This is a genomic window from Shewanella sp. UCD-KL12, from assembly GCF_001957125.1.
GTDB lineage: Bacteria > Pseudomonadota > Gammaproteobacteria > Enterobacterales > Shewanellaceae > Shewanella.
The window spans coordinates 1,180,556-1,194,222 of sequence record NZ_MPHJ01000001.1; the positions used below are offsets into that span (position 1 = coordinate 1,180,556).

Below are 13,667 nucleotides of genomic sequence, written 5' to 3' on the forward strand. Positions count from 1 at the left end.
CATGAAAAAGTTATTAGTAAGTGCCGCCATACTATTGTTATCTGGGTGCTCATCAACTGGAGAGTTTGACGACATCGAGTCATCGAGCAGCTTGATGCCGAAAGCGGATACCTATTACGACCTTATTGGCTTACCTCATCCTCAAGGGAGTATGGTCGCAGCCGTTTATGATTTTCGTGATCAAACAGGCCAATATAAGCCTATCCCATCGAGCAACTTCTCAACGGCAGTGCCTCAGAGTGGTACTGCTTTCTTAGCACAAGCGCTTAATGACTCTAGTTGGTTTGTACCTGTAGAGCGAGAGGGCTTACAGAACCTATTAACAGAGCGAAAAATTGTAAGAGCCGGCCTTAAAGGTGAAGTTAATCAATTGCCTCAGCTCAACTCAGCACAAATTTTAATGGAAGGCGGGATCGTGGCTTATGATACCAACATTAAAACGGGTGGAGCAGGAGCGCGTTATTTAGGCATAGGTGTTAACTCTCAATTTCGAGTCGATACCGTTACCGTTAACTTGCGTGCTGTCGATATCAGAACGGGCCGCCTGCTTAGCAGTGTGACCACGACGAAATCAATATTGTCTAAAGAGCTATCGGCGGGCGTGTTTAAATTTATTGATGCCCAAGACTTGCTTGAATCAGAGCTAGGCTACACATCGAACGAACCTGTGAGTATCTGTGTTGTACAAGCGATTGAAAGTGCTGTAGTACACATGATTGCAGATGGGATCTGGAAGCGGGCATGGAATTTAGGTAGCCCTGAGACAGGACTTAAAAATACAGTACTGCAAAAGTATTGGCTTGAAGCGCATTCTGAGGCGCGTGTGAGTGAACGAATCAAGCAAGGTTAACTCAATTTACCTGATTAATTAAAGCGCCAATTGGCGCTTTTTTTGTGCTCAGATTATCTTCTTAAGTTGTATATTTACCATAATTTTAACTCTGTTATGCAGCTCAAAAGTTTGCCTCTCGACTTAGCTTTCAGGCTTATGTTTCAAATCTAGCTTTCATTGTAGTTTTTACTTTCTCAGAATTGTCCTATTAGCCACTAAGACTGCACAAGATGATAAATCGTTAATCTGTATTTACATAGTGAATAGTCACCTGTATACTCTTATGTGTTTATTGTTTAGTATGAATCCGTTCGATGGTTTGAGCCTGAACTTTTATATCACTATTTGAGGTCGTTATGTTCAAGATAAATACATTCGTTGCAGCTATCACCATCACGCTTGTCGGTTTAACGTCTACAACCGCTAATGCTGCAACCGTAGGTTGTGAACGTGCTGGTGGTATAAAATGTCAAAAAGTACATAGCAAGCGGGTTGTAAGAACCCCCGTGGTCATTGTTCCTAGCCATCACCACCATTACAACGCCTTTCATTCGCCAATGTTAACAGCGCTTGGTATCGCCATAGTGCTAGATGCTGCTGGTAATGCGGTGACTGAGAAGGGTCAGCAAGTGGTGGTGTTGGGTGAAGGCAATGAAGTTAAAAATGTCTACGAGAAAGATGGCGTTGTGTATTTAGTCAAAGCGTGATCAGTGATGGAAAATAAGGTTAGCGATTTTTCACGTGTCATAGGCCACCTCGACGTGGCGCTGACGGCTTTGTTGGCACTGCTCACCATAGGTGGAGGGCTTAAACTCTTGGTCAGTTTCGAGCTTCACGACTCTATCTGGGCGGTCGTTGGCTTGCTGGCTATGGCATTCAGCCTATATATTGTTAAAGTACTGTTGATTGGGATTGCGAACACCTTGCTCTTGATCGCACAAAATAGTGCACATAGCACCAGTGAGGCAACTATCAGCAAAGATATGGTGGCAAATACAAGCGATGGGCTACATATCATCAAGGTACGTAGTTTTGGCTTATGCAGTTATTGTGATGAGTTCGAAACCAAAAACACGTTAGCTGGTCGCTATATCTGCTCAGAGTGTCAGCGAGTCATCATCAAGTTAAATCGTGCAGAACTGTCGTCAGTGACGGCTTCAAGGTAGAAAAAGGGGCATGACACTTAATGAGTGTGATGTGCCCCTTTAATTGCTAAATAAAACCTCGTGATTGCGCTGATATATCGTAAGAGTAGGAGGTTTATTTAACCTAAATTAACTATGCGTCTTTCTCGGCACGTCTCTCTTTATCTAAGTAGGCAAAACCTTGCTTTAAGAAAGAGAACTCTTCAACATCCGGTAATGCTTCCACACACTTGAGCATGTTAGTAAACGCTGAATCTATCATTAAGCGATCAGATAACTTCAAGTAGTTATATACCACTGGTCTGAGTACCACAGTAAAGTCACCACTTAACTCTTTATATCTCTGCTCTTCAAGCGCTAAGGTGTTTTGTACAAGCTCGCGCATACACAAAGCCGCTAAAAGAGAATTTTTATCACTAAAAGACTGATATTGAGCTGCTCTAGAGTACCCAGCCTTTTTATGCACATCAGACATGTTCAAAGCAATCATGCCCTTTTCTCGAATGAGATCAGTTGCAGCGTCGAGTAAAGCTGTCTCTTTGTTTGTCAACATTTGATACATCCCTTATTAATTTATCCGTATTAAAAAGGGTTTAATTGCTTATGTCAATTGATTTGTATATACATATGTGTAATTTGTTAACTCTCTGTGGGTATTGTTGGATTTTCACTGTGGATACAGCGAGTAGCTGGTTGCTTTTAGAGCTGGTTTTACATTTGAAGCAAATCTTTGACTTAAAATTAAAAGATTGTTTTTTAGTCTGTTATCTAGAGGATTTTGCTTGCTGAGCTCACAAGTTAATATTTTTTGAGTATACTGTGGCAACCCTACTAAAAAGAGGACAGCCTGATGTCTGAAGAAACTATTTTTAGCAAGATTATTCGACGTGAAATTCCCGCTGAAATTTTGTTCCAAGATGACCTTGTCACCGCATTTAGGGATATAGACCCTAAAGCGCCAACGCATATTTTGATTATTCCTAATCATCTGATCCCAACCACCAATGATGTTAAATCGTCAGATGAAAAAGCGCTAGGGCGCATGGTGACTGTTGCCGCTAAACTTGCTCAAGAGGCGGGTATTGCAGAAGACGGTTATCGCATCATCATGAATTGCAACAAGCATGGTGGGCAAGAGGTTTATCATATCCATATGCACTTAGTGGGTGGGCATTTCCTTGGCCCTATGTTGAGCCAAGACAGATAATAGCGAGCGAAAAGTCATGAAGGTCAACTCAGATTTTTTCCCATTGACACAAATCGCAACACGCTTTGTTGATCAATTGGCGCAATGTCGACGTCTCAAGTTAAAAGTTCATGAAGCCAGTGAGCATCATGTACTGATTGAATTACCCTATAACAGTGAGCTTATTGGTTACCCTGACACTGGCGTTATTCATGGTGGAGTGATCACGACCTTGATGGATACCGCCAGTGGTAGTGCTGTGGTTTGCTCTATTTATGATAAATATCAATCGTTAGAGCTATCACCTACGTTAGATCTAAGAGTTGATTATATGAAACCTGCACAGCCTAATAAGCCTGTCTATGGTTTTGCAGAGTGTTATAAGATCTCATCGAGCGTCTCTTTTACACGTGCTATCGCTTACCAAGACTCTATTGACGATCCAATCGCGCATGCGGTGGGATCATTTATGCGTATTAGCCCTGATATGATAGGCGATGAGTTTCGCCAAGCCTTGTTGGGCCAGCAGCCTGGTGAGGATGAAGGTTCACATGTAGCTAGCCTAGCAGTTGATACGCTTTCTTTAGATACGTTTGACCTAAAACCTAAGGACATCAAAGAGTTAGATGTAAAAGAGATCGTTAAACAAGCTACTGAGCTTAACGATTTTGGCCACCTGTTAGGCCATGTCCCCTATACTAATTTTATCGGTATGAATGTTGAGCGTTTTGGTGATGAGCTGGTTTTTAGGCTGCCATTAAAAGATGACAACATAGGCAACCCGATATTACCCGCTATTCATGGTGGCGTCATTGCTGGATTTATGGAGATGTCAGCAATCGTGCAGCTTATGGTGTTTATGAATACCTCTAAAGTACCTAAAGTTGTCGATTTCTCAATTGACTACCTAAGGGCGGGATACCATAAAGACAGCTTTGCCGAATGTAAGATCACTAGGCAAGGTCGCCGAGTTGCTAATGTGAGTATTAATTGTTGGCAAACTAACCGGAAGAAGTTAATTGCGACGGCAAGGGCACATTTTTTAATAGATTAATCTGGGTTTTCAATCCATCTTTTGAGAGAGCACTAGCAAGTTCAGCTTACTGTTTGCTAGTGTACTGTTTATAAGTGTAGTGTGAATTAAGTGACAAGGTTTGACTGAAGGGAGCCGGAAGTTATGATTAAAAAATTAGTGTTAGTGCTTATGTCGGGATTACTGTTTGTTGGTTGTGCGCAGCATACTGCAGGTATGATGGCCAGCTCTAGCGGTGAGGTGAGAGTCGACAATACAAGCTTTGCGCGTGAGGTTGCAGTCGAGCAGCTTAAAGCACGTCAGCAAGGGGATTTTTTGCAGGGATCTGGTGTGATTTTGAGCAAAGTATCTACCGACCTTCGTTTGCAGTATAAGTTTACTTGGTTCGATATTAATGGCTATACCATTGAAGATGAAGCGAGTTCGTGGAAACCATTAAAACTGCATGGCATGCAACGTATGCAAGTCAATGCGCTCGCACCAAATGCACAAGCTGTACGCTATGAGTTGTATGTCAGGAAAGCATTTTCAAACTAATGCAGTGATAAATTTTTGATTCTCTTCTTAAAGCGCCAGCTAGTCTGGCGTTTTTTATTTCTATTTTGTATGTAAATTAGTCAAACGATAGCATATGTTTGTCAACAATTTGTATGATTCATGTATAATCGCCCTCGCCAAGGGGTGAGACTTGCACCATTAATGTTGTGATAGTCTCTGAGATGTCTTTTGACAAACCCTTTGAACCTGATCCGGCTAATACCGGCGTAGGAATGGGCCAATAGGTTTGATGAAGATAATCATGTTCAGCAAGAACACCCGCAATCAAACACACTAACCTTTCTCGCTTCTTTTGTTGCCGGATCTCAAAATATTAATTTGGGGTCCTATGAATACTAATAAATCTTTCTCTTTAAATTCCATGATGAAAAGAGTCTCACCAGTGGCGCTTGCCGTCTCTGCGGTGTTGACCAGTCAATACGCACTCGCAGCTGATAATGACGTACAAGCCAGTTCTCAGGTAAGCAGTGAAGCTAAGGCTAATGATGATATGGAAGTCATTGTGGTCACTTCTGATTTTCGTCGCTCAAGCTTAGATAAAATGCCATCGAGCGTTAGTATCATCGATCAGCAACAGATAGAAGATGAAGGCGCGCAACACTTTGAAGATGTACTTAATTCGATTGCAAATTTTAACTGGTCTGGCGGTAGCTCTAGGCCGAAGTACTTTCAAATTCGTGGTGTCGGTGAGCAGGAGGAGTATCAAGGCGCACCTAACTCATCTGTAGGTTACATCATTGACGATATTGATATGTCAGGGCTTGGTATGGTCTCTAGTATGTATGATCTGCAACAGGTCGAAGTACTTCGTGGCCCACAAGGCACTCGTTACGGTGCCAATGCACTTGCAGGTCTCATCTATCTAAAGAGTAATGATCCAACTGATGTGTTTGAACACGGGGCTGAGGTGTCAGTTGGCGATGATAACCTAACCACTTTCAGCGGTTTTAGCTCAGGGCCATTAACCGACTCAGGTAAACTGCTCTATCGTGTCTCTTTACAGCAACATCAGCAAAATGGTTTTCAAAATAACCTTTATCTCGACCGTGATGACACCAATGCGCGTGATGAGTTTACTGGCAGAGCAAAACTTCGTTGGTATGCCACAGATGATCTATCTATCGATCTAACAATGCTCCATGCCGACTATGACAATGGCTATGATGTGTGGACTTTAGACAATAACGGCGAAAATACCTTAACTGATGCGCCGGGTGTCGATAAACAGCGCACCACAGGTAGCTCACTTAAATTTACCTATTCAGGTGCTGAGCAGTTTGAACTTGTGTCTCTTACATCTTTCGCTCAATCTGAAACACACCATAACTACGATGGCGATTGGGCAAACCCTGATTATTGGGGCGGATTAGATTGTGGTGGTGAGCCTTGTCAGTATGATTACACGTGGGACAAACAAGGCGAGAGACAGACATTAAGTCAAGAGTTTAGATTAAGCTCGACTGAAGCGGGGCGTATTTTTGCAAACAGCACCGATTGGTTGTTAGGTGTTTATGGAATGCGCTTAACTGAAGATAATGACACCGTTGAAGATTATAATGGCTGGCTTGATACATTAACGGCTGAATATGAAGCCGTTAACAGCGCTATTTTTGGGCAGTTAGACTCAGATCTCGGTGCCGGGTATGCACTTTCTTTCGGCTTAAGAGTTGAGCGTCGTGATAGTGAGTACAGTGATAGCGCTGGTGATGAGTTCAACCCTGGTGAAACCATGTGGGGTGGACACATAGCGCTGAGTAAAGCATTGAGTGATGACCATGAGACTTATGCCAGAATCGCTCGTGGTTATAAAGCAGGCGGCTTTAATATGTCTCTGCCCACTGAATTGTCTGATAAGAAAGAGTACGATACCGAAACGCTATACAACTACGAGATAGGGCTTAAATCTCGCTGGCTTGATGGTGACGCTAGTACTAATTTCTCTGTGTTTTATATGGATAGGCGCGATCAACAGGTGTCTGCATCGCAACAGAATCCTGAAGAGCCACAAAAATTTATTCTTTATACGGAAAATGCGGGTAGCTCACATAACTATGGTGCTGAGTTAGATGCTAACTGGTATGCAACGTCAAATTTGAAACTGTATGCAAGTCTGGGTTGGTTAGAGACAGCTTATGGTGATTATCAATATCAAGATAAGTATGGTGGAACGGTTGATTTGACAGGTAGAGAGCTGGCTCACTCGCCTAATTTTACCTATAGCGCTGGTGCGACTTACCGTACTGATTCAGGGTGGTTTGCTAACCTAACGACCAGTGGTAAGAGTGAGTTTTACTACTCAGATAGTAATGAATCAAAATCTGAGTCTTATATCATCTTTAATGCCCGACTTGGCTATGAAACGGATGTATGGTCAGCTTATTTATGGGGTAAAAACCTCACTGATGAGCAATACGGAACACGAGGTTTCTATTTTGGTAATGAACCTGATCAGGACTGGGCTGATAAGCAATATATCCGCTATGGCGACCCACGTCAGTTAGGGTTAACGGTTAACGTCAAGTTTATGTAAGTCTACATTCACTGTCAGAGCAAGTCAGTGAGTTATCTATTCTTTAATTGTGGTGGCAGCTCAAATTGAGCGTGCCGCCAGAGGTCAATATATGAAATTAACAGCAGAAATTAGTTGCTACCCTTTGCAAGACAACTATCTCGATCCCATTTTATGGTTTATCGACCGTTTAGATAGTTATCAGAATATTGAGCGTAAAACCAATGCGATGGCAACACAAGTGTGTGGGGAGTATAGCGATGTCATGGCTATGCTAGCCACAGAGATGCAAGCGGCCCATGAGAAGTGGGGCAAAGCGGTATTTGTGTGTAAGTTTATAGGTGGAGAGCTGGATCTATCTCACACTCAGTAATTGCTATCAAAAGGTAAAATAGACAAGTCTCACCCGACTGATACCTTAGGTGAGACTTTATACTCTTCGTTGAATTTGGATAACTTATAATGACAGACTTTTGGTCTGCTTTAGTCAGTACAATTAATGCCGCAATGATAGAAGCGACTGTGCTCACTGCATGGGAAGCTGTTGCAGTCGTGCTTGCTGCTGCCTATCTAGTGCTAGCCATGAAGGGCAGTATCTTATGTTGGTTTGCCGCGTTCGCGAGCACAGCCATTTATACAGCGCTATTTTGGGAAGTGTCACTGCTGATGGAGTCGGTGCTTAACGTCTACTATATGGCTATGGCTATCTATGGCTATCAACAGTGGTCTAAAGGGCGCTCAAGTGATGACAGTATTGCCGTGGTTTCCTGGAGCCTGAATAGGCATATACAGATAATTATTTGTACGGCACTTATATCGGTCTTAGTCGGCTACTTAATGTCAACTTATACTAAAGCATCCTATGCTTACCTTGATGCTGCAACGACCTGTTTTGCTGTGATGACAACCTATTTAGTGGCGAAAAAAGTACTTGAAAATTGGCTCTATTGGGTCGTTATCGATTTTGTATCTATCTATTTGTATTTACAAAAAGGCCTGATGCTGACCTCATTGTTATTTATTTTGTACGTAGGTATGGCGATTGGTGGGTACTTCTTATGGCGAGCATCCATGCGTGAACAACGAATATTGGCTCAGTCATAATGTGCAGGCGATAAGGGGAGAGGGTGAAGCAAATAGACTCGGCTCAAGTTCCATCAACGCCAGTTCAATCGATTCCTTTTCAATCGGTAGTGTCCAACCTACCAGAGGTGATTAAGGCTGAGCTTGAACTGGCCGGCGTCCCCTTGTCTAATTTACTTTGCGTTGAAAAGCTCTCCCATGGGCTTAGTAATCAAAATTACCTGTTAAAAAGTCGTGAACGTAAATGGGTGCTACGGATAAATTCAGTCGCCAGTAGCCACATCTGCAACCGAGATTCAGAAGTAACTAATTGGAAGATTGCAGCAGAGCAGGGGCTTGCACCTGAACTGCAATATGTGAGTACAGATAATAAATACTATTTAAGTGAATATATTGAGCAAGATGAAGCGAGAGATTGGGGAGCACTTATTACCGCTCACTCAGCACTTCCTCTGCCTGATGAGCAGGAGCATTGGCATAAGGCCGATACAGCACTTCTATCACTACTCAATCACCTAGCTAGACTGAAATGCCCAGATAATCTACTGTCGGTATCAGAGCAATGGCGTATCTACAGTAACGCGCTCACTCGAATCAATACCGCTAACGCAGAGCAGAGTGTAGCGAATGAATGGCAAAGAGGTTACTCACGATTACTATCAATTCAGGAGACGATCTCTCACTGGTTGATGGAGCTAGAGTCCTGCGCATTAGCTGAGCAATACAGCCATAGAGATCTTAATCCGCATAATTTGCTTTTTAGTCAAGGTAAGCTTACGTGTATTGATTTTGAATATGCCTGTGGCTCACATCCACTCTTTGATCTTGCAGGTGTCTTATCTAGCCATGCACTGTCGACAAGTCAGCGGTCTAATATCATTGATGGCTACTTAGATAATCACCCTAAATTAACGCCAGATGCTAAATCTGCCTTGCCAGCTGCTATCAATATCTATTGGGTATTTGCTGCGTGTTGGGCACTGTTGATGGCAGCAGAAACCGATAATAAAGCAAAAGATAAGTGTGAGTTACAACATTCCCCACAGACGCGCGCTAAGTACTTAGATTGTTTCAGCCAGTTTTTCTCTCTCATCGTTAGCTAGCTTATAGCTATCATTCGAACGCTCAATATTGAGTGATATTTTCGTTTAAAAAGTATCTTTATATTCGGTTGAAAGATAATTACCCCTCCTATGGTCTATTCTGTCATAAGTGATATAAAGGAGTCGTCATGCTATTTGTTAATGCCTATCAAAAATTCTTAGATGCTGTGCAGTACTTGTCAGGAGTTGCCCCTCTAGCCTTACGTTTATACTTAGCCCCTGTGTTAATGCAGGCTGGATATAACAAGCTGTCCCATTTCGATGACACTGTCGCTTGGTTTGCTAACCCTGATTGGGGGCTTGGGCTTCCTATGCCTGAACTAATGGTGACCTTAGCCGCAGGGACTGAATTTGTTGGCGGCTTTTTGTTGATACTCGGTTTAGCTACTCGTCTAATTGCCATTCCTTTATTAGTGACCATGTTAGTCGCCGCGTTTGCTGTGCACTGGAATAATGGCTGGTTGGCTATTGCTGACGGAGGTTCTTGGCTTGCTAATGAACAGGTTTTAGCGGCAGGCGAGAAGCTTAGCGCAGCTAAATCAATATTACAGGAACATGGAAATTATGAATGGCTAACCAGCTCTGGTAATTTTGTTATTTTAAATAACGGTATAGAGTTTGCTATAACCTACGCCATTATGCTGTTGGCTTTGATTGTGCTTGGTGGTGGGAGGTTTACTAGCCTAGATTATCTGATTGAACGTTACCTTAACAGCCGAACAGCGAGTCACTAAGTGAGTCGTTTGGGGTAAATGAGAGGGATTTTTAACTATGTCTTTGTTATTCTGATCATCTTGCTACCCAAAGGAGAATGACTTGGACGCCACAGAATTATTGCTCACACGACAATCTTGCCCACGATTGCTTGATCCTGCGCCTAATGAATCACAGCTTAAAACGATCTTAGATGCGGGTGTAAGAGTCCCCGACCATGCGGGCCTTACTCCTTGGGAGTTTATTATTGCCCAAGGTGAAGGGCTCAATCGGTTGGGTAATGTTTTTCTCAAGGCTGCAGTAGCTTCTGGTGCAGATGAAGTTAAACAAACTAAAGTGAGCGGCATGCCACTTAGAGCGCCTATGGTAATTGTCGTGGTGGCAAAAACTAAGGCTCACAGTAAAGTGCCAGAACTGGAACAATTGATTGCTGCAGGTTGCTCTACCATGGCGATGCAGCAGGCGGCTTTCGCTTTAGGCCTCGGTGGTATCTGGCGTACGGGGGAGTTGGCTTTCGATAGGCTAGTGCATCAAGAGTTACAGTTAGCAGATTCTGATCAAATTGTCGGTTTTCTCTATCTAGGCACGCCAGCGGTGAAGGCGCCGATTAAGTCAAGTCGAGCGGGCTGTGACTTTGTTCGTTACCTGTGAACAAGCCAAATAAGTGTTAGCCCAACCCATATAGGGTTGGGCTGATTTTCTATAATTAGCTATTCGTATTTTCATATTAGCGATTAGGTTTTACCGATTGGAATTAGATTGCATTTCCAACATCAAGTTTTTCAAACCAATCTAAAAATTGCCCCACCTGCTCACCTCTGAATATTCTGCCATGTTGAGGGCAAAGGTATTCGATATCGAGTTTACGAACTCTACTCACCCAATCATTTTTAGCATGATTAGACGGCATCCATCTTTGATGAAAGAAGGCCATCTTTTTAGTATGAGCTTCAAAATCATCGACAAAAATATCGGCATTATTATCTTCTAGTGCAGCTCCCACATCACCTGACATTAATATCCTTGCTGCTGGATCATAAACATGGAAATTACCTGAAGCATGAAGGTAGTGAGCCGGAATAAATTGCACTTCTACTTGATCGAGTACTAAGCGGCTTCCCTCATCAGGGATAGCCTCAAAGCAGATATTATTCATACCAAAATGTCTGATAAACCCCTCCCACAACCACGGAGAATAGAGTTTGGCATTAGGTAAGGTCTGATCCCATAATCCAAGAGAGGAGATAATATCTGGGTCTTGATGTGATGCAAAAAGGTGAGTGAGCTTCTCAAGGGGGATGTGCTTAACAATGTTTGCCAGCATGGGCGCAAATAACTCAATGCCGCCAGGATCCATTAGTAATGCTCTATGCTCAGTAACCAGCATATATTGATTGGTATCGATAATTTTTTCAGGCTTTTCAGGATCCCTACCGAAATAGATCCATTGGTGAGTGGGGGTTTCAACAATTAGCTGACTCTTCATCTGTGAGGTTCCCTGTCTGATAGATGAGTGTGATTAGTGCTTGTTTTTAGGTTCATTCAGTGTTGAACAAAATGACTTATGCGGCCTCTTTCGCAGAGGATGTATCAAAAAGAGCAATGGCATTATCGACACGCTGCCTGATAAGGTTAGCGACGTTATCGACTCTATTCGCTACGTCATTAAAAGTCGCTTGGTTAGCCACATCGACTCTACAAGCTTCAATTCTGCAGATAGAGGCGAGAATATTTGCGGTTCTCAGGTTTCTTTTTAGCTCATGCAGTTGCTGCTCCATCTGGTTAATTAAAACCTGAAATGAATTTTGGATCTCATTGTAACGGGCAACTGTTTGCTCGACGGCTGGTGCGATACTCTGTGAATATTTTGCATCAACAGCACTTAATCTTGCTTTCTCAAAATGCTTTAAAGCCGTTGCAGCTCTTGCTGTGTCGGTGGCCATTTTACTGGCCGTATGAGCCAGAGAGTTGATGTCAGTCGCTGCTTTCATGGTGTAGCAAGCGAGATCATCAATAAAGCCGGTGAGCGCTTTAAATCCAAGCGCGGCATTACCGACTCTAGAGGATGCAGCTTGGGCATTACTCGCAGTTAGGTTGATTTGTTTACAATAAGTTAGCGTATGGTTTAACTCGGCGGCGACAACGGCTGCAATGACGTAGTATTGGCTGACTTGGCTGCGATTCCTTGACATAGTATCTGGCTTCCTCTGCGTGACTGAAACAAGTATAGTCGATATAAATGGCTTTAAAGGGATAGGTAACAAATTGATTGTTTTAGAAACTTCTAGACTCAATTTACGGTGGGCAAGCTTAAAAGATGTTGAGTTTATTTTGAGTTTATTAAACACACCAGGCTTTCTCGAAAACATCGGTGATAGAGGCGTACGGGACTTGATGCAGGCTGAAACCTATCTAATTGATGGGCCTATTTTGAGTTACCAACAAAATGGCTTTGGCTTGTATGTTGTTGAACTGAAAGATACAGGTGAAGCGATAGGGCTTTCAGGTATGGTTAAACGACCTATGTTAGATTATCCTGATCTGGGCTATGCTTTTTTACCTCGATTTTGGGGAAAGGGCTATGCTGTGGAGTCTGCTAAAGCCGTTGTTGAGCATTGCAAGTCACTGGGTTTTACTAAGCTACTCGGCGTTGTGAGTCCTGGTAATGACGCTTCTATCTCTGTATTAGAGAAAGTTGGGATGTCATTTGATTCGACCATGGTGTGGGATGAAGATAACAGCGAGGTGTTGCTTTATCAGCGAGAAATCAAGTAAGTTTTTCTGTTGCAGAGACTTTTATTGATGACTGCGAGTATTGGCTGTCGCGAATATTTAGCGACATAGCTAGTCGCTTTACGGGCAATGATAAATTAAGGAGAGTTAAAGTGAGCAGAGTCTCAAGCGAAGAGTGTTTTACCGGGCAATATATCGTGCTTGAACCCTTAACCTTAGCGCATATTCCAGCGCTGTCAGTTGCCGTTTCCGATGGCGAGCTTTGGCAACTCTGGTATACCTCTGCGCCACACCCTGATGACATGAAACAGTATATTGAAACTGCACTAGAGGCTGAACAGTTAGGGGAAGCGCTAGCCTTTGCAGTGAGAGACAAGCATTCTGGCGAAGTGATCGGTTGCACCCGAATCTGCTCATGGGATCAAAGTAATCGCCGTTTAGAAATTGGGTACACCTGGTATGCCAAGCGTGCCCAGAGAACGGCAGTCAATACAGAAACAAAGCTTTTACTCTTGAGCTACGCTTTTGAGACGTTAGATGTTATGGCTGTGGAGTTTAGAACGCACTGGCATAATCAAGCTTCGCGAGAAGCGATCACTCGGCTTGGCGCTAAACAAGATGGCGTATTAAGAAATCATAAACTGCTCGGCGATGGCACAGTAAGAGATACTGTGGTGTATTCAATTATTGATAGCGAGTGGTCAGCAGTTAAACAAAACCTTGAGTTTAGACTGCAGCAGTATTAATGGCGACGATGCTGTGGCTTTAAAT

At 43.0% G+C, this 13,667-nt stretch carries 17 protein-coding genes and 1 riboswitch; of the genes, 14 read left to right on the forward strand and 3 right to left on the reverse strand.

The window, feature by feature from the left end:
- Position 1: 1 nt before the first annotated feature.
- From BM736_RS04965 to BM736_RS04975, 3 genes are all read left to right on the forward strand, one after another.
- The gene (locus tag BM736_RS04965) at positions 2 to 850 is read left to right on the forward strand and encodes a CsgG/HfaB family protein (RefSeq protein ID WP_076409304.1); all 849 of its coding nucleotides are present in this window, start codon (positions 2 to 4) and stop codon (positions 848 to 850) included.
- Between the two features lie 338 nt (positions 851 to 1,188).
- A complete protein-coding gene (locus tag BM736_RS04970) occupies positions 1,189 to 1,539 on the forward strand; it encodes a hypothetical protein (RefSeq protein WP_076409307.1) in 351 nt (116 codons plus the stop codon).
- A gap of 6 nt (positions 1,540 to 1,545) precedes the next feature.
- Complete coding sequence (locus BM736_RS04975; RefSeq protein ID WP_076409310.1) at positions 1,546 to 1,998, forward strand: hypothetical protein; 453 nt, start codon at positions 1,546 to 1,548, stop codon at positions 1,996 to 1,998.
- A gap of 112 nt (positions 1,999 to 2,110) precedes the next feature.
- On the opposite strand, the gene BM736_RS04980 is transcribed toward BM736_RS04975, so the two are convergent.
- Complete coding sequence (locus BM736_RS04980; RefSeq protein ID WP_076409312.1) at positions 2,111 to 2,530, reverse strand: helix-turn-helix domain-containing protein; 420 nt, start codon at positions 2,528 to 2,530, stop codon at positions 2,111 to 2,113.
- 297 nt (positions 2,531 to 2,827) lie between these two features.
- On the opposite strand from BM736_RS04980, the gene hinT reads away from it, so the two are divergent.
- The 9 genes from hinT to BM736_RS05025 all read left to right on the forward strand — a co-directional run bounded on the left by hinT (position 2,828) and on the right by BM736_RS05025 (position 10,814).
- Complete coding sequence (gene hinT / locus BM736_RS04985) at positions 2,828 to 3,184, forward strand: purine nucleoside phosphoramidase (protein WP_076409315.1); 357 nt, start codon at positions 2,828 to 2,830, stop codon at positions 3,182 to 3,184.
- A 16-nt stretch (positions 3,185 to 3,200) separates the two neighbouring features.
- The gene (locus BM736_RS04990) at positions 3,201 to 4,217 is read left to right on the forward strand and encodes a PaaI family thioesterase (RefSeq protein ID WP_076409318.1); all 1,017 of its coding nucleotides are present in this window, start codon (positions 3,201 to 3,203) and stop codon (positions 4,215 to 4,217) included.
- Positions 4,218 to 4,340: 123 nt separating this feature from the next.
- Positions 4,341 to 4,733 carry a YcfL family protein gene (locus tag BM736_RS04995; protein ID WP_372828267.1) on the forward strand — a complete coding sequence of 131 codons (393 nt, stop codon included), beginning with the start codon at positions 4,341 to 4,343 and terminating at the stop codon, positions 4,731 to 4,733.
- 130 nt (positions 4,734 to 4,863) lie between these two features.
- Positions 4,864 to 4,984: riboswitch (TPP riboswitch) on the forward strand.
- A 98-nt stretch (positions 4,985 to 5,082) separates the two neighbouring features.
- On the forward strand, positions 5,083 to 7,284 hold the full coding sequence (locus BM736_RS05000; protein WP_076409321.1) for a TonB-dependent receptor: 2,202 nt from the start codon (positions 5,083 to 5,085) through the stop codon (positions 7,282 to 7,284).
- Positions 7,285 to 7,375: 91 nt separating this feature from the next.
- Positions 7,376 to 7,636, forward strand: a complete 261-nt coding sequence (locus BM736_RS05005) for a YkoF family thiamine/hydroxymethylpyrimidine-binding protein (RefSeq protein WP_076409940.1) — start codon at positions 7,376 to 7,378, stop codon at positions 7,634 to 7,636.
- Positions 7,637 to 7,725: 89 nt separating this feature from the next.
- Positions 7,726 to 8,367, forward strand: coding sequence for a nicotinamide riboside transporter PnuC (gene pnuC / locus BM736_RS05010; RefSeq protein WP_076409324.1), 642 nt, complete (start codon positions 7,726 to 7,728; stop codon positions 8,365 to 8,367).
- A gap of 23 nt (positions 8,368 to 8,390) precedes the next feature.
- Positions 8,391 to 9,449, forward strand: coding sequence for a phosphotransferase (locus BM736_RS05015; RefSeq protein WP_256717721.1), 1,059 nt, complete (start codon positions 8,391 to 8,393; stop codon positions 9,447 to 9,449).
- Between the two features lie 128 nt (positions 9,450 to 9,577).
- Positions 9,578 to 10,183 (forward strand): DoxX family protein, encoded by a 606-nt coding sequence (locus BM736_RS05020; protein ID WP_076409326.1) that lies wholly within the window; start codon positions 9,578 to 9,580, stop codon positions 10,181 to 10,183.
- 82 nt (positions 10,184 to 10,265) lie between these two features.
- Positions 10,266 to 10,814: an NAD(P)H nitroreductase gene (locus BM736_RS05025; RefSeq protein WP_076409329.1), complete on the forward strand. Its 549-nt coding sequence runs from the start codon at positions 10,266 to 10,268 to the stop codon at positions 10,812 to 10,814.
- Between the two features lie 103 nt (positions 10,815 to 10,917).
- On the opposite strand, the gene BM736_RS05030 is transcribed toward BM736_RS05025, so the two are convergent.
- Positions 10,918 to 11,649: an MBL fold metallo-hydrolase gene (locus tag BM736_RS05030; RefSeq protein ID WP_076409331.1), complete on the reverse strand. Its 732-nt coding sequence runs from the start codon at positions 11,647 to 11,649 to the stop codon at positions 10,918 to 10,920.
- Between the two features lie 76 nt (positions 11,650 to 11,725).
- Positions 11,726 to 12,355 (reverse strand): chemotaxis protein, encoded by a 630-nt coding sequence (locus BM736_RS05035; protein WP_076409334.1) that lies wholly within the window; start codon positions 12,353 to 12,355, stop codon positions 11,726 to 11,728.
- A gap of 19 nt (positions 12,356 to 12,374) precedes the next feature.
- Between BM736_RS05035 and BM736_RS05040 the strand changes: the two genes are divergently transcribed.
- Positions 12,375 to 12,938 (forward strand): GNAT family N-acetyltransferase, encoded by a 564-nt coding sequence (locus BM736_RS05040; protein WP_372828273.1) that lies wholly within the window; start codon positions 12,375 to 12,377, stop codon positions 12,936 to 12,938.
- Between the two features lie 110 nt (positions 12,939 to 13,048).
- Positions 13,049 to 13,642, forward strand: a complete 594-nt coding sequence (locus tag BM736_RS05045) for a GNAT family N-acetyltransferase (protein WP_076409337.1) — start codon at positions 13,049 to 13,051, stop codon at positions 13,640 to 13,642.
- The last annotated feature ends 25 nt before the right edge of the window (positions 13,643 to 13,667 follow it).